Here is a 16,608-nt window from a genome sequence, read left to right as displayed (position 1 = left end):
GTTCAGCGCAGGGTGATCTGCCGGCCGCGCAGACCGTCGCGCGCCCGCCGTTCCGGCTCGGTGAGCGGTTCGGCGTCGAGGCTGGTCAGGGCGTCCTGCAAACGCTTGCCCAATGCCTCCGCACCCGGCGCCCACTCGCTGGAGTGCAGCTCGCGGTCCAGGTCCCACACCGGGACCAGCAGGCCGTGCGCGCGGAACGACCCGGCGTACCGGGAGCCCTCGCCCAGGTCCAGCTCGCCGCGCACGGTCAGCCGGGCGAGCGCCGCGAGCAGCGTCTCCTCCGGCTCGGGGCGGACCCAGCGCAGGTGCGCCTTGTCGCCCGCGTCCACCCAGTAGGCGGCGGCCACGCCCGGCGCGTCGAGGCGCTCGGTGGGCAGGATCGCGGCGTTGGCGCGCTCCAGGGACAGGGCGACCTCGCCGGCGGGCTCGTTGTCCGGCGGCAGCCACCACGCGAAGTCGGTGTGCAGCTCGGGGCTCAACGTCGCGTCGAGGTCGAGCAGGTCCTGCAAACGGCCGGGGTCCGAGCCGTCGTCCGGGCCGACGACCGCGAGGGCGTCACCGGTCTTCGCGGCCAGCGCCCACCGCACGGCACGGGCCAGGTCGCGGCTGAGGTCGCCGGACCGGGTCTGCACCTGCAACCCGACGAACGCGGTGCCGTCCGCGCGGACCAGGCCCGCCGCCGCCATCGGCAGCACGGTGGCCAGCGTGATCTCGCGGCCGGAACCGTCCTTGAGCGGCAGCTTCGCCATCGCCGAGGGCACGAACTCGCGCAGCGCGATCAGCTCCGCCTCGGCGGCCAATCCCTCGAACGGGCGCGAGACGATCACGTCCGCCGCGCCGCCGGCCGAGCCGTGGCAGGCCTTGTAGCGCTTGCCGGAGCCGCACGGGCACGGCTGCCGCGGGTTGACGCCGTCCGCCGGCTTGTTCTTCACGGCTGTCCGCTTCGCCACCGCGCGCCTCCTCAGGTCTCAGGGCTGGTCGGGCGTCAAGTTATCCGCAAGGCGACCGCGCGTCTCCCCCGGGTTGTTGGTGGCGAGGAACCGGACGCCCCGCTCGCGGCACAACGCGATGTCGGCCGGGTCGTCCACCGTCCACGCGTAGACGCCCTGTCCCCGGTCCGGGTGACGCCTGAGCAGGTGAACGCCCGGTCCGGCGTAGTCGGCGAAGTGGGGCTTGGTCCTCGGCCACAGCCGGTCGTAGAGCAGGACCGTGGGCACCTCGGGCCTGAGCTCCTTGAACCGGTGCACGGCGAAGACGGAGAACGACATCATCACCGCGTCGACCCGGTGGCGGCCCAGCTCCTCGGCGAGCCTGCGCTCGACCAGCCCCCCGTACCGGACGGGGTGCTTGGTCTCGACGAACAGCCGCTTGCCGTGGTCGGCGGCGAGGCCGAGCAGGGCGTCCAGGGTCAGCACCTCGGCGGGCTCGCCACCGTGCCAGCTGCCGAAGTCGTGCCGGCGCAGCTCCTCCAGCGTCATCGCGCTCACCTTGCCGACGCCGCCGCTGGTGCGGTCGATCGTGCGGTCGTGCACGCAGACGAGGTGGCCGTCCTTGGTGAGCCGCACGTCGCACTCCAGCCCGTCCGCGCCCTGCCGCAGGGCGAGCTCGTAGGCGGCGAGGGTGTGCTCGGGGCGGCGGGTGGACGCGCCGCGGTGGGCGACGACTTCAGGTGGCACGACGGGGATGCTCCTAGCCTCGCGCGTACGGGGTCAATTCGACTACTGCACGTCACAGATCGCTGAATGTTCGCCACAACAACCACGCGCCGATGGACGCGAGCCCCGCTCAAGACCTACCGTCCGTCACCGTGGCCTCCTTCGACCAGCACGATCCGGCTTTCATCGCCGATCCGTACCCCGTGTTCGCGGCGATGCGCGCGCAGGGCGGGGTGCACTGGCACGAGGACATGGGCGTCGCGGTCGCGGTGTCGCACGCGGCGGCGTCGGCCGTGCTCAGGCACCGGTCGCTCGGCCGCCTCTGGACCGACGCGAAGCCCGTCGACCGGTTCACGTCGTTCAACCTGCTGCACCGCAACTCGCTGCTGGAGAACGAGCCGCCCACGCACGGCCGGCTGCGCAGGCTGGTCGCCGCCGCGTTCGGCCGCGGTCACGTGGAGCGGCTGCGGCCGTGGATCACCGACCTCGCGGACCGCCTGGTGGACGAGCTGGTCGCCGGGATCTCGTCGGACGGGCAGGCCGACCTGCTGACCCACGTGGCCACGCCGCTGCCCGTCGAGGTGATCGCCGAACTGCTGGGCGTGCCCGCCGGTGACCGCGCGCTGCTCCAGCCGTGGTCCAACGCCATCGTGAAGATGTACGAGTACGACCTGGCCGCGGACAAGCAGGCGGCGGCCGAGCACGCCGCCGCCGAGTTCGTCGCCTACCTGCGGGAGCTGATCGCGCTGCGGCGCGCGTCGCCCGGTGACGACCTGGTGTCCGACCTGGTGGCGGTCACCGACACCGATGGCGCGAAGCTGACCGAGGACGAGCTGGTGGCGACCGCCGTGCTGCTGCTCATGGCCGGCCACGAGGCCACGGTCAACGTCATCGGCAACGGCGTCCGAGCGCTGATGAGCCACCCGCACGAGTGGCGCCGCCTGGTGGCCGACCACGCCCTGCTGCCCACGGCGGTCGAGGAGCTGATCCGCTACGACTCGCCGTTGCAGCTGTTCGAGCGCACCGCCACCGAGGCCGTCACGATCGCCGGGTACCGGCTCGAACCGGGTCAGAAGATCGCCGCGCTGCTGGGCGCGGCGGCCCGCGACCCCGAGGTCTTCACCGACCCGGACACCGTCGACATCACCCGCAACCCCAACCCCCACCTGGGCTTCGGCATGGGCATCCACTACTGCCTGGGCGCGCCCCTGGCCCGCATCGAGGTCCAGGCCGCCCTGTCCTCCCTGGCCCGCAAGCTCCCGACCGCCACCCTGGCCGCCGAACCCCGCCGCCGCGCCGAGTTCGTCATCCGCGGCCTGCACGACCTGCCGCTGACGTCCGGCTAGCGCCTGCGCGGGTACTTCTTCGGCAGCTTGAAGCCGCGTTCGGCCATCACCGCGCGCAGCCGGTCGGGGTAGTCGGTGATGATGCCGTCCACGCCGTCGTCGATCAGCTTGTGCATGGTGGCCAGGTCGTTCACGGTCCACGGGATGACCTTCAGGCCGTGCGCGTGCGCCTCGTCCACCAGGGCTTTCGTGGTGAACGGGACGTAGTCCGGGTCGCCGACCCGGCCGTTCTGCGGGTTGCCGTGCACCGGGGAGAGCGCGGACGCGCCGAAGCTCTTCACCGCCTCGACCACGCTGCCGCCGAAGTCGGCCAGGTCCAGGCCGCCCGTCCACGGCGAGCCGGGGCGCAGGAACTCCGGCTGGGTCAGCGCGACCAGCGGCAGGCGCGGCTCGGCCTCGCGCCACAGCATCAGCGTGCCCCAGTCGAACGACTGCACGGTGACGTTGCGGTAGAAGCCGGACTTGCGGATCTCGCGGGCCGTGACCTCGACGAACTGCTCGCGCGGCGCGGTCTCGTGCGGCGCGGCGGCCTCGACCTTGGTCTCGACGTTGAACTTCACGTGGAACGCGCGGTGGTCGCGGGCCAGGGCGAACACCTCGGCCAGCGTCGGCATCCGCGCGCCCGGCGACAGCTCCTGGTCCGGGTGCTGCGCCCACCGCTTCGACCCGCAGTCCAGCGTGCGGACCTGCGCGAACGTCAGGTCCTTCACGTACTTGCCCGCGTACGGGAACGCCGGGTCGCCGGGGAACGCGGGCGCGGTGTCGGCGCACTTGCCCGGGTTCGTCTTCCGGTCGTGCGTGACGACCTCCCGGCCGTCCGCGGTGATCTGCACGTCCAGTTCCAGCGTCGTGACGCCGAGTTCCAGCGCCTTGCCGAACGCCGCCACCGTGCTCTCGACCGTCAGCCCGAGCCCACCGCGGTGGGCTTGGAGGTCGAACCTCCGGCCGCTGCCCGCCTCCGCCACACCGGAGGTCAGCAGGGTCAGGACCAGTGCCACCACGAGTGCCCGCATGGCTCCACGGTGGCACGCGGCAGGTCAGGAGCCCCAGTGCCGGCGGAAGAACGACCACTGAACAGCGGGGAACACGAGCGTGGCGGCATCCGGGTTCTTCGAGTCCCGCACGGCGACGACGGGTTCCGCGAACGCCACCTCGACGCAGTTCGCGTTGCTGGCGCCGTTGCTCCGGCTGCTCTTGCGCCACGTCACGCCGGAGAGGTCCCCTGTGGACACCGCCACCGCCTCTTTCACTCGGCCAGAACCCGTTCGATCAAGACCACCGAATCCTCCGGACCCAACGCCTGGGAGGCCGCGAAGCCGAACGTCAGTCTAGCCTCCTGGAGCTGCCGTTCCTCCTCGATGTGCAGCGCTCCGGTCAGGTACTCGATGTACAGGACCTCGGGCTCGTCGGGTCCGGCGAAGCCCAGCAGCGTGAACGCCGTCGCCATGCCGTCGACCACGCCTTGCCCGCTCGACACCAGCTGGATCGTCACGTTCGGCCGCTTCGCCAGCTCGATCAGGTGCCTCAGCTGTTCGCGCATGACCTCTCGGCTGCCGACCACCTTGCGAAGCGCGGCTTCATCGAGGATCGCGTGCAGGCGCAGCGGTTCGTCGGGCTGGGTCAGCCGCTCTTGGCGGATCTGCCGGACCCTGATGTCGTTCTCCAACCACCGCCTGGTCCGCTTGAGCCGGTGCGCCTCGAACATCGCGCGCATGTAGCCGGTCGTCTGGAGCAGGCCCGGGATGATCAGCGGCGACAGGTCGCGCACGTCGGAGGCCTCGGTCTCGACGTCGATGTAGCCCTGGTTCTCGATGCCGTGGGTGGTCCACCAGCCGGGCTCGCGGGCGCGCAGCGCCTGGTCGAGGAGGTCGGGGTCGTACTGGTCGTAGAGGTCCATCATCGACTTGGCGAGGTGGACGTCGAGGATGGTCTCGCCCTTCTCCAGCCGGTGCAGGGTGGACTTGGTGCGGTAGAGGGCTTTGGCCGCTTCATCGAGGGTGAGCTTGGCCTGGGTCCGCATCCGGGTGAGCTTGCGCCCCAGCCGACGGCGGCGGAACGGTGGCGGAGTGGGCACAGGGCAGCATGATCCGGTGGGACGCGCGGATGCGGGATTCCCGCTGCGCTTCACCGCATCGGGCGGATCTCCCGGCCGCACAGTCGTCGGCGTGGAAGCGAATCTCTTCAGCCTGGTGGACGCGACCGACCGCAGCCGGATCTTCGCCTGGGGCATGGAAGTCGTGGACGAGGACCGGTCGGACGCGATCGTCTACCGGCGCGATCCCGAGACCGGCCGCACGTTCATCGGGCAGCACACGTCCGCCGATTCGGCCCTCGCCCGGTACGGCAGGCGCGTCCCCCTCGCGCTCGTCTGGGAGTACGAGGAAGCCGACCACGAGGACAAGACCGCATGACCACCGGGCGGGTGGTCGTGCCCGGGTGCGTCAGCGCGGCGAGCCCGACGAGCGGATCGGGCGCAGGACGGGGGTCGGGGCGTCCTTGACGTCCACGACCCGCATCCGGCGGATGGCGCCGGCGTCCACCGGCAGCAGCAGGGTGGTGATCCGGCGGACCACCACGGCGGTCAGGACGGCCACGGCGGCGGTCAGCAGGTCGGCGACCGCGTGGAACAGCACGCCGTCCGCCATGGCCTGCACGCTGGAGCGGAAGTCCCAGACCGCGGTGAACGCGACGAACAGGCCGGTGCCCGCCCACAGCCCCCACCACCAGCGGACCAGCCTGGACGGCGCCGGGCGGGAGCTGGCCGGCTCGCGCAGCGCCGCGTGCTCCAGCTCCGCCAGGACCGAGCCCGGCACGACCAGGTTCACGCCGGGGACCACCAGGCCGACCAGCACCTCCCGGTCCGACCTCGACGGGCCGTAGCCCGCTTCCGAGGCGGCGGCGGCGCGGGCGCGGCGCAGCCACAGCAGCGTGAAGACCAGGGCGACCGCGGACGCCACGATCGTCACCACCGACGACGCCACGACCATGGCGTCCGACACGCCCACCGTGGTCTCCGACATCGCGCCGTAGCGGCTGAGCAGCAGCAACACGTAGCGCCACAGCTCGCTGCCCGCCGCCCACACCGCCGTCAGCGCGACCAGCCCCAGGGCGTGGGACGCCGTGCGCGCCAGCCGCTGCGCGTGGTCGATGGAGTCGGCGGGCCGGTCGTCGTCGATGGCCACGGACGTGGGCCAGCGCCACGCCAGCAGCGGGAAGCCCCAGCGCGGCGGGACCGGGTACGACGGCGGGCCGGTGTAGCCCCGGCGCGGCCCGCCCTGGCGACGGTGCGGGTAGGCGCCGGGTGGCGGGGTCGCCACCCAGTCCACGCGCATCGGTCGCAGCGCCATGTCAGATGACCTCGGGCTCCGCGCCGTCGACCTCACCGACCAGCGGACGGCCGGACGCGGCCCACACCTGCATGCCGCCGTCGACGTTCGTCGCCTCCCACCCGTTGGCGTTCAGGTACTGGGTGACCCGCGCGGAACGGCCGCCGGCGCGGCACACGACGTAGAACTCGGAGTCGGCCGGGAGCGCGTCGAGCCTGCCCGCCAACTCGCTCATCGGGATGTGCAGGGCGCCCGGGGCGTGGCCCGCCGCCCACTCGTCGGCCTCGCGCACGTCGAGCAGGACCTTGCCCGCCGGCAGTTCCGCCGGCACCTCGGACACTTCAACGCTGGGAACGGTCACGGGACCATGCTGCCACGGCCGCCATGAGCCGGGGATAAGGAGCACGCCGGCCGCCCTCCCCGAAAGGATGACGGCCGGCGCGGGTCAGCAGCGGAGCGGCGACTAGTGGACGGTCGCCTTCTCGGCGCCGACGCCGGTGAGGGCGCGCACCTCCATCTCCGCGTACTTCTCCTTATTGTTCTCCTTCGACAGGATCGTGCCCAGGTATCCCAGCAGGAACGACAGCGGGATCGACACGAGGCCGGGGTTGTCGAGCGGGAACCAGTGGAAGTCGACGCCTTGCAGCATCGACGCGCTCTTGCCCGTCGCCGGGTTGACCGGCTTGCCGGACACCACCGGCGAGAACACGATCAGCAGCACCGTGATGCCGAGACCGCCGTAGATGCTCCAGAGGGCGCCCGCGGTGTTGAAGCGCTTCCAGAACAGCGAGTAGAGGATCGTCGGCAGGTTCGCCGAGGCCGCCACCGCGAACGCGAGCGCGACCAGGAAGGCGATGTTCTGGCCGTTGGCCAGGATGCCGCCGAGGATCGCCACGATGCCGATGACGACGGCGGTGATCCGCGCGACCCGGACCTCCGCCTCCTTGTCCTCCAGCTTGCCCTTCTTGATGATGTTGGCGTAGATGTCGTGCGCGAACGACGCCGACGCGGTGATCGTCAGGCCGGCGACCACGGCGAGGATCGTGGCGAACGCGACCGCGGCGATCAGGCCGAGCAGGATCGGACCGCCGAGGGCCTCGGCCAGCAGCGGCGCGGCCGAGTTCACGCCACCGGGCGCCTTGGTGATCTTGTCGGAGCCCACGAGGGCCGCCGCGCCGTAGCCGAGCACCAGCGTGAGCAGGTAGAACACGCCGATCAGCCAGATCGCCCACACCACGGAACGGCGGGCTTCCTTCGCGGTCGGGACCGTGTAGAAGCGCATCAGGATGTGCGGCAGGCCGGCGGTGCCGAGCACCAGCGCGAGGGCCAGCGAGAGGAAGTCGAGCTTGCTGGTCTCCGTCTTGCCGTACTGAAGACCCGGGCCGAGCAGCTTGTCCGACACCGAGCCGAGCAGGGTGGACAGGTTGAAGCCGTACTTGCCCAGCACCCAGACGGTCATCACGCCGGCGCCCGCGATGAGCAGCACGGCCTTGATGATCTGCACCCAGGTGGTGCCCTTCATGCCGCCGATGAGCACGTAGGCGATCATCAGCGCGCCGACCACGGCGATGACGACGGCCTGGCCGCCCTTGCCGGTGATGCCCAGCAGGAGCGCGACGAGGCCGCCGGCGCCGGCCATCTGGGCCAGCAGGTAGAAGAACGACACGGCCATCGTCGAGGTGGCCGCCGCCGCGCGGATGGGCCGCTGCCGCATCCGGAACGCGAGCACGTCGCCCATCGTGAACTTGCCGGTGTTCCGCAGCAGCTCCGCGACCAGCAGCAACGCGATGAGCCACGCCACCAGGAAGCCGATGGAGTAGAGGAAGCCGTCGTAGCCGTTGACCGCGATGGCGCCCGCGATGCCGAGGAACGACGCGGCGGACAGGTAGTCGCCCGCGATGGCGATGCCGTTCTGGGGGCCGGTGAAGGCACGGCCCGCGGCGAGGTAGTCGGCGGCCGTCTTGGTGTTGCGGCTGGCCCGGATGACGACGACCAGGGTTGCCGCGACGAAGACGCCGAAGATGCCGATGTTGAGCAGGGCGTTGCCGTTCACGCTTGACCCCCTTCGAGCTCGTTGCGGAGCTTCTCCGCCATGGGGTCGAGGTTCTTGTTCGCGTGCCGCACGTAGAGCGTGGTGATGAGGAACGTCGACACGAACTGGAGCAGACCGAGGATCAGGCCCCAGTTGATGTTGCCGATGACCTTCGTCGACATGAACCCGTGGGCGTAGTCGGCGAGCAGGACGTACAGCAGGTACCAGGCCAGGAAGAGGCCGGCCATGGGGAAGACGAAACTGCGCAGCCGCCGGCGCAACTCGCGGAAGTCGGGGCTGTTCTGCACATCCACCCAGTTGTGGTTGCCCTGGGCGTCGGGGGTGTGCTGCTCAGAGGTGCTCACGGTCCCCTCCTCGCGTACTTGACGACGGTGTGAACGGCACGTAAGTCCTCCTGGTGCGTTCCTGATACGCCGTGCACCGTAGGGAGACCTGGCTCACGCCTGAAAGACCTTTTGTGTGACCTTGCGCTCAACAGTCGAGTGATGCGATGAGCGGTAGTAACTCTGAGCCGAACTGCCACTCGGGTGATCGAAGTCACCGATAGCCGGATCGGTGTCTTTATCTTCACCCGATCGAGACCTATCTCCACTCTCAGCGACAAGTCCCCGAGCGGCCGGATACGCCGCAGGTCATCGTGGGACCGCACGGGCGACAGGCCTTCCCGGAGGACTGACCCAGGATTGGCCGCTCAAACACGGCTGTGAGCCGTTTCACACCGATTCAGGGAGCGAACGGCCCGTGCGCGCCGTGCTCGCGATCCACCGCGCGCGACTTCTCCTCGGCCGCGCCGAACTGCGACTCGCGGTCGCGCATGAACCCCAGCGGATCCGGCGCGTGGAACCGCAGCAGGATCTGGTTCACGTCCTCGGGCCTGCGGCGCGCGGTCAGCTTGCTGATCATCACCATGGTCAGGAACGCCACCGGCACGGTCACCAGCGCCGGCTGCGAGAACACCGACGGCGCCCACTCCCCGGTGTACGAGCTGACCACCGTGGCCACCTGCGCGCCGATCACCAGCCCGCCGCCGACCAGCAGGCCGGCCATCGCGCCGACCCACGTCAACCCGCGCCACCAGATGCCCAGCAACAACAACGGGCAGAACGTGGACGCCGCCAGCGCGAACGACATGGCCACCGTCAACGACGCGTCCGACCGGGGCAGCAGCAGCGCCAACCCGATCGCCACCGCGCCGGTCAGCACCGTCGCCCACCGGAAGTCGCGCACCTTGCCCGGCAGGATGTCCGTCGACACCACCCCGGCCACCGACACGAGCAGCCCCGACGACGTGGACAGGAACGCCGCGAACGCGCCCGCCGCCACCACCGCGCCGAGCACCTGGCCGAGCAGGTTCGGCTGCATCGTGGTCGGCAGCAGCAGCACCGCCGCGTCCGTCTTGCCCGTGACCAGCAGCTGCGGCAGGTACTGGCGCGAGATCACGCCCAGCACGGTCGGGAAGAGGTAGAACAACCCCAGCAGGTACAGCACGTGCAACGCCGTGCGCCGCGCCGCCCGCCCGTCCGGGTTCGTGTAGAACCGCACCAGCACGTGCGGCAGCCCCATCGTGCCCAGGAACGTCGCGAAGATCAGCGAGTAGGTTTCGAACAGCCCCGACAGGCCCTCCGTCTGGGGCCGCAGCCAGTCGTGGTTCGACGTCGGCGACCCCTCGACCACCGGCACCGGCGACCCCGCGGCGAACCGCAGCTCCGTCTCCGCGCCCACCGCGTACTCGCCGGGCGTCCAGTACACCGGGCCGTCGGCGGGCGAGCCGTCCACCCGGCCGGTCGCGGACAGCTCCATCGCCACGTCGACGCGCACCCGCACCGGGTCGACCGTGGTCACCTCGACGTCCTCGGGGAACCGCAGCACGCCCGAGGCGTCCACCGGCTGCGCGCCGTTGCCCGGACCGGTCAGGAACAGCGCGAACAGCACGAACGTCGGCGCGGCGATGGCGAACAGCTTGCCCCAGTACTGGAACGCCTGCACCAGCGTGATCGCGCGCATCCCGCCGCCGAGCACGTTCACCACCACGATCACGGTCACCGCCGCGCCGCCCAGCCACGCGGGCAGGCCGGTGATCGTGTTCAACGTCAACCCGGCCGACTGGAGCTGCGGCACCAGGTACAGCACGCCGATGCAGATCACGAAGAACGTGCAGACCTTCCGCAGGTTCGACGGGCCGAGCCGCGCCTCGGCGAAGTCCGGCAGCGTGTACGCGCCCGACCGCCGCAGCGGCGCGGCCACGAACAGCATCATCGCCAGGTAGCCCGCGGTGAAGCCGATCGGGTACCACAGGGCGTCGATGCCGTCCTTGAGCACCAGCCCCGCCACGCCCAGGAACGAGGCCGCGGACAGGTACTCGCCGGAGATCGCGGCGGCGTTGCGGGTGGCCGGCACGGCGCGGCGGGCCACCAGGAAGTCCGGCGTCGTGTTCGCCCGGCGGGAACCCACGTAGCCCAGCGAGAACGTCAGCAACGCCATCACGCCGACGAGCACGAGGCTCCACGTGTTGTCGATCACCGGTCCACCGAGTTCACGAAGTCCTGCTCGTGCCGCTCGGCGAACGTCCGGTACGCGTAGCCGACGCCGTAGCAGAGCGGGAACGGCAGCAGGCCCAGCAGCAGCCACGGCAGCCGCACGCCGACGAGCTCCACCTCCGCCAGCCACGGCAGCAGGTAGAACACCAGCGGCAGCAGCGCCAGCAGCAGCAACGTGCCGCCGCCGAGCACCAGGCCCGTGCGCAGCTGGGTCCGGATCAGGTCGCGGATCAGCTTCTCGCCGACGCTGGTCTGCTCCTCCAGCTCGATGATCGTGCGGAGCACCCGCCCGCGCCCGCGCGGATCGGCCAGCACCACGCGCCGGCGGCGGTTCTTGCGCGCGGAGACCGACAGCCAGGCATCGCGCTCGCCCGGCTGCGGCTGGTCCGGTTGCCCGGGAGGGCCGGAGTGCTTGGTCATCCCCAACTGCTCTTGGGGGGACGCACGATCCTCTCCTTCAGCTCACGCGTGTGCCGCCGGCTGACCGGCAGCTCCTTGGCGCCCTCGCCGGAGCCGATCACCACCGCGTACCCGTTCGACGTCATCCGCAGCTCGGTCACCAGCGGCAGCGCCACCAGGAAGGAGCGGTGGATGCGGACGAACCCGGCGTTCTCCCAGCGCTCCTCCAGCTGGGCCAGCGGGATGCGCACCAGGTGGCTCGCGCCGTCGTTGGTGTGCAGGCGCGCGTAGTCGCCCTGCGCCTCGACGTAGCGGACGGTGGCGCGCGGCACGAGCTTGATCGTGCCGCCCAGCTCGACCGGGATCACCTCGTCGTCCAGCGGTTCCGCCGCGGGCTCCGGCGTGACCGCCGGTGTCGCGGCGACCCGGTCCACGACGCGCGAGATCGCCTTGTTGATCCGGTCGGAGTTGATCGGCTTGGTCACGAAGTCCAGCGCGCCCACCTCGAACGCCACCACGGCCTCCGAGTGCTCGACCCCCGTGACGAACACCAGCGCCGGCGGCTGCCGGAACGCGCCGAGCACGCGCGCGAGGTCCGTGCCGCTGAGCCCGGGCATGTTGATGTCCGCGAACACGGCGTCGACCGGCGGCAGCCCCGCCCGGGTGCGGTCCATCACCTCGACGTCGTAGTCACCCCGGAGGATGCGCAGTGCCTCGGCCGCGTCGAAGGCCGTGAGCACGCGTCGGATGTGCGGGCTGCTCTCGAGCAGGAACTTGATCTCGCTCAGACCGGGTGCCTCGTCGTCCACCGCCAGAACGAGGAGGCCGGTGTTGTCCTGGGTACTCACTGTGCCGCGCATCTTGCCGACCCGGTGGGGTCGCTGTCTACGCCGGTTGCCGGACGGCCACCGGGGCGTGACCTCACAAGCCGAATCGCGACCAGCGCGCCCGCTCTTCCAGCGCCGCCAACCCCTCCACCAGGAAGTCGCCCGATCGAGTGGTCGCGCCGGCGAGCCCGAGGCGGGCGAGGAAGGGCCGGCGCGGCTCGGCGATCGCGATCTCCGCGTCCGGGTAGCGCTTGGCGACGACGCCGCGCAGCGTGCCGAGGCCGTCCACCAGGCCGAGCTCGACCGCCTTCGCCCCGGTCCACACCTCGCCGTTGAACAGCTCGTCGTCGGTGGCCGTGAGCTTCGCGCCGCGGCGCTCCTTGACCCAGTCGGTGAACTGCTCGTGCAGCTGCGCCTGGAGGCCCTTGAGCCACTCGACGTCCTCGGGCTTCTCCGGGCTGAACGGGTCCAGGCGCACCTTGGCCTCGCCGGCCGTGTGCACGCGCCGCTCGACGCCGTAGCGCTCGATCAGCCCGTCGAGGCCGAAACCCGAGCTCACCACGCCGATCGAGCCGACCAGGGACGTGCCGTGCGCGTAGATCTCGTCGCCCGCGCAGGCCAGCCAGTAGCCGCCGGAGGCCGCCAGGTCCTCGCAGAACGCCAGGACGGGCACCTTCTTCTTCGCGGCCAGCTCCCGGACGCGCTCGGCGACCAGCGCGGACTGCGTCGGCGCGCCGCCGGGCGAGTTGATCAGCAGCGCGACCGCGACCAACCGGTCGTGCTCGAAGGCCCGGGTCAGCGCGCTCTCCACGGTCTGCATGCTGATGGTGTTGCGCGCCATCGGCGTCGGCGTCGGGGTGATGACGCCGTGCAGCCGGACGGCGGCCACCACGGGTCCGCGCTCGGTCCGCTCGCTCACGATCCTGGGCAGCCGGGCCGCGATCTTGTCCGTCACGCTCATGTGCTCGACCTTACGGGTCCGCGGCGGTCGAGCGCGTCCGGGAAGCACCGGCGGGCACGGCTACCATCGAGCGGTGACGTTCAACCCGTTCCGGTGGCTCGAGCGGTACGTCGAGTGGTGGGACGACCGGGGCCGCCGGAACGCCGACGGTCCGACCGCGATGCACGTCTACTGGATGTGGATCACGTGGAGCGTGTGCGCGGTCATGGTGGTGACCGTCCTGGCCATCGCCGCCGCCTGAACGCGCGCCGCCGCCGGTCCGGTCAGGCGCGCACCACGGGCTGCTCGGTGGTGTCCTCCAGCCGCGACGGCACCAGGGGCAGGTTCGTCTGCACGCCCGGCCGGTACTTCGGGATCTTCAGGATGATCTTCATGCCGGCTTCCGGCGCGGTCTCCACGACCAGCGCGTAGTCGTCGCCGAAGACCGCCCGCATCCGGTGGTTGATGTTGCCGAGGCCGACGTGCGCGCCGGTCTGGTGGGCGTCCTTGAGGTCGTCGAAGAGGCGGTCCGGGTCCATGCCGACGCCGTCGTCCTCGACCGAGATCAACGCCTCCGCGCCGTTGTCCTCGGCGATGATCGTCAGCTCGCCGCCGCCGGGCTTCTTCGCCAGCCCGTGCCGGACGGCGTTCTCCACCAGAGGTTGCAGCACCAGGAACGGCAGCACGACCTGGAGCACCTCGGGCGCGATCTTGAGCCGCACGTTCAGCCTCGACCCGTACCGCGCCTGCTCGATGGTCAGGTAGCGGTGGATGTTGGTCAGCTCGTCGGCCAGCGTGGTGAAGAAGCCGTCGGTGCGGAACGAGTAGCGGGTGAACTCGGCGAACTCCTGGAGCAGCTCCCGCGCGTGCGCCGGGTCCGTGCGGATCAGCGACGAGATCGTGTTCAGCGCGTTGTAGACGAAGTGCGGCGAGATCTGCGCCCGCAGCGCCCGGACCTCGGCCTGCGCCAGCGCCTGCCGGGACTTCTGCAGCACCTCCAGCTCCAGCTGCGTGGAGACGAACCGCGCGGTCTCCTCCGCCATCCGGATCTGCCGCTTGTTCGCCACCCCGCTGACCACGATCAACGTGCCGGCGACGTCGCCCTCGACCACCAGCGGCACGATCACGGCGCTGTGCAGCGAGCACGGGCCGGGCAGCTCGCAGTCCAGCTTGCGGTGCTCGACGTGCTCCTTGTGGCCCTCGCCGATGGCGCGCTCGATGTAGGCGCGCAGGAACTCGTAGTGGTCGTTGGCCCCGCCGTCCCAGGACAGCAGGGTGCCTTCGTGGTCGGTGATGCCGACCGCGACGCACCGCAGCATCTCCCGCAGGTGCGGCGTCGCCTTGTTCGCCGCGTCCTCGGTCAAGCCCTCGCGCAGGTCGGCCGACGCCTTCGACATGCGGTGCAGCATGTCCATCACGGCGTCCTCGACCGACGTGCTGACGCGGCGGGCGCGGCACAGCATCACGAAGAGGCCCAGAACGGCCAAGGTCGCGATGAGTCCGAGCACAGCGCGCTCGGTCAGGAGGTCCCGCACGGCGTCCATGCTGTGCCGTGGGGGCGGTATAGGCAAGGGGATGGGCCGTGCGAGACGTGCACATCCGATGAATTGCGGGCAACCGTGGCAGGGTGCTTACCCGAACGGGTGATCAACACTCGTGACGATCACTGAGCGTGGGCGCGACCCGATCACTCGGGTCGCGCACCCGGCCTCGGCGCTCACCCCGCGTCAGCGCCGGCCCGGCTCTGCCGACTCGGACGCCGACGTGGTGGTCTCGGTCGGGTCGTCCGAGTCCTTGCACTTCAGGTTCTTCACCAGGTCCGCGAGCGCGGGGTGGTCGAGCAGGTCCAGGTCCTCCAGCACCCGGCAGATCACCTCGGACACCTGGTCCTGCTGCAACTGGGCCGGCGGCTCGGCCTTCGGCGCGGCGGCCGAGACGGCGATGGTCGAACCGGCGAACGTGGCCAGTCCCATGGTCGTGCCGATCAGCGCGGCGGCGATGCGCTGGTTCATGACTCCTCCAAGCGGGTCGGTCTGACCCCGGAGGAGTTCCCCCGACGGCGCGACTCAGCCGACGAACGGGCCAAGCCACTCGTCCGTGTGACCTACTTGAGGAGCCGTGACAGCCGGCGGTCGGCGAGCGGCTTGCCACCCGTCTGGCACGTCGGGCAGTACTGGAAGGCCTTGTCCGCGAACGAGACCTCGCGCACCGCGTCACCGCACACCGGGCAGGGCAGCCCGGTCCGCGCGTGCACCCGCAGCCCGGACCTCTTCTCACCCTTCAGTGTCGCGGCGGACTGGCCCACCGACCGGGCCACCGCGTCGGTCAGCACGCCGACCAACGCCTCGTGCAGCCGGTCCAGCGCCTCGGCGGGCAGCTTCCCCGCCGTCGCGTACGGCGACAGCCGCGCCGTGTGCATGATCTCGTCGGAGTACGCGTTGCCGACGCCCGCCATCAGCGCCTGGTCGGTCAACGCGGTCTTCAGCCGCTCCGTGCGACCGGCGAACAGGTCTTCGAGCCGGGTGCGGGTGAGCGACAGCGCGTCCGGACCGAGCCGCGCGATGCCGGGCACGTCCGCCGGGTCATCGACGACCCACGCGGCCAGGCCCTTCTTGGTGCCCGCCTCGGTCAGGTCGAACCCCGGCCCCTCACCCGGCGGGCCCAGGTGCACGCGCAGCGCCAACGGGCCCCGGCCGGGCTTGGGCGGGGCCGCCGACAGGTGCTCCGACCAGCGCAGCCACCCGGCCCGCGCCAGGTGCACCACCAGGTGCAGGCCGCCGCAGTCGAGGTCCAGGTGCTTGCCGAACCGGCCCGCGCCGGTCACCTCGCGCCCCTGGAGCTCCGTCCACGGCGGCGTGAACGTCTTCAACACCTGCAACGACGCGACGTCCACCCGGTGCACGCGCCGTCCGACGGCGTGCTCGCGCAGGTGGTGGGCGAGCGCCTCGACCTCGGGCAGTTCCGGCACCCGACCAGTGTCACCCGCCGGGCGCGATCAGTCGACCGGTTGTGATCAGTCGACCGGTGTCAGTCGACCGGTTGCAGCGGGCCGTCCAGGTCCGGCAGCGAGTACATCTCGATCTTGCGGGCCACGTTGGCGACCTCGTTGCGCACGGTCAGGAAGCCGCGCACCGAGCCGACCCACCGCTCCGGCGGCAGCTCCTCGGTCTTCTTCGACTCCGCCGCCACCAGCCACGGCCGCCGCACCGCCCAGCGCACCGGGAAGAACAGGAAGACCAGGACCAGCGCGACGAGCAGCCACGCCGGCACGACGACCTCCGCCGGCGTCCACGCGACCAGCAGCACCCCCATGCCGATCACGATCGCCAGCAGCAGCACGCCGGGGCCGTGGCCGCCGTTCACGTCGTGCTCGAAGTCCTCTTCCGTCGACGGGTTGCGCCACTCGATCTGGCTGCGCACCGTCCACATCCGGCCGTCAGCTCCGCGCACCAGCCGCGTCATCACCGTCTCCTCAAGACGTCGAGCGATCACTCAGCGCTTTCCACGCTACCGGCAAAGTCTTGC

20 protein-coding genes are annotated in these 16,608 nt (G+C 71.1%); 3 read left to right on the top strand and 17 right to left on the bottom strand.

Translation table 11 applies throughout. The features are described 5' to 3' along the window. Positions 1-2: 2 nt before the first annotated feature. Together ACQPYE_RS00485 and ACQPYE_RS00480 are read right to left on the bottom strand one after the other, a co-directional pair. Positions 3-950, bottom strand: coding sequence for a DUF5926 family protein (locus ACQPYE_RS00485; RefSeq protein WP_498718519.1), 948 nt, complete (start codon positions 948-950; stop codon positions 3-5). An 18-nt stretch (positions 951-968) separates the two neighbouring features. After that, on the bottom strand, positions 969-1,676 hold the full coding sequence (locus ACQPYE_RS00480; protein WP_498718518.1) for a glycerophosphodiester phosphodiesterase family protein: 708 nt from the start codon (positions 1,674-1,676) through the stop codon (positions 969-971). 92 nt (positions 1,677-1,768) lie between these two features. Here ACQPYE_RS00480 and ACQPYE_RS00475 point away from each other — a divergent pair, with 92 nt between their 5' ends. Then, positions 1,769-3,001 (top strand): cytochrome P450, encoded by a 1,233-nt coding sequence (locus ACQPYE_RS00475; protein ID WP_498718517.1) that lies wholly within the window; start codon positions 1,769-1,771, stop codon positions 2,999-3,001. Here the strand turns inward: ACQPYE_RS00475 and ACQPYE_RS00470 are convergent. From ACQPYE_RS00470 to ACQPYE_RS00460, 3 genes are read right to left on the bottom strand one after another with little or no spacing between them, the layout of a single operon-like run. Beyond that, positions 2,998-4,014, bottom strand: a complete 1,017-nt coding sequence (locus ACQPYE_RS00470) for a glycerophosphodiester phosphodiesterase (protein WP_498718516.1) — start codon at positions 4,012-4,014, stop codon at positions 2,998-3,000. The two genes, ACQPYE_RS00475 and ACQPYE_RS00470, sit on opposite strands and share 4 nt — an antisense overlap. A gap of 24 nt (positions 4,015-4,038) precedes the next feature. Next, complete coding sequence (locus ACQPYE_RS00465) at positions 4,039-4,233, bottom strand: DUF397 domain-containing protein (RefSeq protein WP_498718515.1); 195 nt, start codon at positions 4,231-4,233, stop codon at positions 4,039-4,041. Between the two features lie 14 nt (positions 4,234-4,247). Beyond that, positions 4,248-5,075 carry a helix-turn-helix domain-containing protein gene (locus ACQPYE_RS00460; RefSeq protein WP_498718514.1) on the bottom strand — a complete coding sequence of 276 codons (828 nt, stop codon included), beginning with the start codon at positions 5,073-5,075 and terminating at the stop codon, positions 4,248-4,250. 91 nt (positions 5,076-5,166) lie between these two features. Here ACQPYE_RS00460 and ACQPYE_RS00455 point away from each other — a divergent pair, with 91 nt between their 5' ends. After that, a complete protein-coding gene (locus tag ACQPYE_RS00455; RefSeq protein WP_498718513.1) occupies positions 5,167-5,412 on the top strand; it encodes a hypothetical protein in 246 nt (81 codons plus the stop codon). Positions 5,413-5,442: 30 nt separating this feature from the next. Here the strand turns inward: ACQPYE_RS00455 and ACQPYE_RS00450 are convergent, their stop codons facing one another. From ACQPYE_RS00450 to ACQPYE_RS00415, 8 genes are all read right to left on the bottom strand, one after another. Next, complete coding sequence (locus ACQPYE_RS00450) at positions 5,443-6,348, bottom strand: DUF4328 domain-containing protein (protein ID WP_498718512.1); 906 nt, start codon at positions 6,346-6,348, stop codon at positions 5,443-5,445. 1 nt (position 6,349) lies between these two features. Further along, positions 6,350-6,688, bottom strand: coding sequence for a rhodanese-like domain-containing protein (locus ACQPYE_RS00445; protein ID WP_498718511.1), 339 nt, complete (start codon positions 6,686-6,688; stop codon positions 6,350-6,352). A 102-nt stretch (positions 6,689-6,790) separates the two neighbouring features. Further along, positions 6,791-8,380 (bottom strand): monocarboxylic acid transporter, encoded by a 1,590-nt coding sequence (locus ACQPYE_RS00440; RefSeq protein ID WP_498718510.1) that lies wholly within the window; start codon positions 8,378-8,380, stop codon positions 6,791-6,793. Further along, positions 8,377-8,724 carry a DUF485 domain-containing protein gene (locus ACQPYE_RS00435; RefSeq protein ID WP_498718509.1) on the bottom strand — a complete coding sequence of 116 codons (348 nt, stop codon included), beginning with the start codon at positions 8,722-8,724 and terminating at the stop codon, positions 8,377-8,379. Before ACQPYE_RS00435 ends, ACQPYE_RS00440 begins: the two co-directional genes overlap by 4 nt. A gap of 379 nt (positions 8,725-9,103) precedes the next feature. Then, complete coding sequence (locus ACQPYE_RS00430) at positions 9,104-10,861, bottom strand: sodium/solute symporter (protein WP_498723094.1); 1,758 nt, start codon at positions 10,859-10,861, stop codon at positions 9,104-9,106. Between the two features lie 35 nt (positions 10,862-10,896). Then, entirely contained in the window at positions 10,897-11,337 is a 441-nt protein-coding gene (locus ACQPYE_RS00425; RefSeq protein ID WP_498718508.1) for a hypothetical protein, read from the bottom strand. Beyond that, positions 11,334-12,176 carry a LytR/AlgR family response regulator transcription factor gene (locus ACQPYE_RS00420; RefSeq protein WP_498718507.1) on the bottom strand — a complete coding sequence of 281 codons (843 nt, stop codon included), beginning with the start codon at positions 12,174-12,176 and terminating at the stop codon, positions 11,334-11,336. The genes ACQPYE_RS00425 and ACQPYE_RS00420 overlap by 4 nt, the downstream gene beginning before the upstream one ends. A 61-nt stretch (positions 12,177-12,237) precedes the next feature. After that, on the bottom strand, positions 12,238-13,104 hold the full coding sequence (locus tag ACQPYE_RS00415; RefSeq protein ID WP_498718506.1) for a S49 family peptidase: 867 nt from the start codon (positions 13,102-13,104) through the stop codon (positions 12,238-12,240). 73 nt (positions 13,105-13,177) lie between these two features. Here ACQPYE_RS00415 and ACQPYE_RS00410 point away from each other — a divergent pair, with 73 nt between their 5' ends. Further along, positions 13,178-13,345 (top strand): hypothetical protein, encoded by a 168-nt coding sequence (locus tag ACQPYE_RS00410; protein WP_498718505.1) that lies wholly within the window; start codon positions 13,178-13,180, stop codon positions 13,343-13,345. 22 nt (positions 13,346-13,367) lie between these two features. Here the strand turns inward: ACQPYE_RS00410 and ACQPYE_RS00405 are convergent, their stop codons facing one another. From ACQPYE_RS00405 to ACQPYE_RS00390, 4 genes are all read right to left on the bottom strand, one after another. Then, the gene (locus tag ACQPYE_RS00405; protein WP_498718504.1) at positions 13,368-14,627 is read right to left on the bottom strand and encodes a histidine kinase; all 1,260 of its coding nucleotides are present in this window, start codon (positions 14,625-14,627) and stop codon (positions 13,368-13,370) included. Positions 14,628-14,810: 183 nt separating this feature from the next. Continuing rightward, entirely contained in the window at positions 14,811-15,095 is a 285-nt protein-coding gene (locus ACQPYE_RS00400; RefSeq protein ID WP_498718503.1) for a hypothetical protein, read from the bottom strand. A gap of 92 nt (positions 15,096-15,187) precedes the next feature. Beyond that, positions 15,188-16,051, bottom strand: coding sequence for a DNA-formamidopyrimidine glycosylase family protein (locus tag ACQPYE_RS00395; RefSeq protein WP_498718502.1), 864 nt, complete (start codon positions 16,049-16,051; stop codon positions 15,188-15,190). 59 nt (positions 16,052-16,110) lie between these two features. Further along, positions 16,111-16,545, bottom strand: a complete 435-nt coding sequence (locus ACQPYE_RS00390; RefSeq protein WP_498718500.1) for a DUF983 domain-containing protein — start codon at positions 16,543-16,545, stop codon at positions 16,111-16,113. Positions 16,546-16,608: the final 63 nt, after the last annotated feature.

Source organism: Actinosynnema sp. CA-299493, from assembly GCF_050946825.1.
Taxonomy (GTDB): Bacteria; Actinomycetota; Actinomycetes; order Mycobacteriales; family Pseudonocardiaceae; genus Actinosynnema.
This window is presented reverse-complemented; position numbering and strand designations above follow the sequence as displayed.

Excerpts from the sequence above, each read along its gene's own strand:
- ACQPYE_RS00400 (WP_498718503.1), bottom strand. The coding sequence starts at position 15,095 with ATGAACCAGCGCATCGCCGCCGCGCTGATCGGCACGACCATGGGACTG.
- ACQPYE_RS00405 (WP_498718504.1), bottom strand. The coding sequence starts at position 14,627 with ATGGACGCCGTGCGGGACCTCCTGACCGAGCGCGCTGTGCTCGGACTC.
- ACQPYE_RS00390 (WP_498718500.1), bottom strand. The coding sequence starts at position 16,545 with ATGACGCGGCTGGTGCGCGGAGCTGACGGCCGGATGTGGACGGTGCGC.
- ACQPYE_RS00475 (WP_498718517.1), top strand. The coding sequence starts at position 1,769 with ATGGACGCGAGCCCCGCTCAAGACCTACCGTCCGTCACCGTGGCCTCC.
- ACQPYE_RS00420 (WP_498718507.1), bottom strand. The coding sequence starts at position 12,176 with ATGCGCGGCACAGTGAGTACCCAGGACAACACCGGCCTCCTCGTTCTG.
- ACQPYE_RS00430 (WP_498723094.1), bottom strand. The coding sequence starts at position 10,861 with ATGGCGTTGCTGACGTTCTCGCTGGGCTACGTGGGTTCCCGCCGGGCG.
- ACQPYE_RS00415 (WP_498718506.1), bottom strand. The coding sequence starts at position 13,104 with ATGAGCGTGACGGACAAGATCGCGGCCCGGCTGCCCAGGATCGTGAGC.
- ACQPYE_RS00470 (WP_498718516.1), bottom strand. The coding sequence starts at position 4,014 with ATGCGGGCACTCGTGGTGGCACTGGTCCTGACCCTGCTGACCTCCGGT.
- ACQPYE_RS00450 (WP_498718512.1), bottom strand. The coding sequence starts at position 6,348 with ATGGCGCTGCGACCGATGCGCGTGGACTGGGTGGCGACCCCGCCACCC.
- ACQPYE_RS00425 (WP_498718508.1), bottom strand. The coding sequence starts at position 11,337 with ATGACCAAGCACTCCGGCCCTCCCGGGCAACCGGACCAGCCGCAGCCG.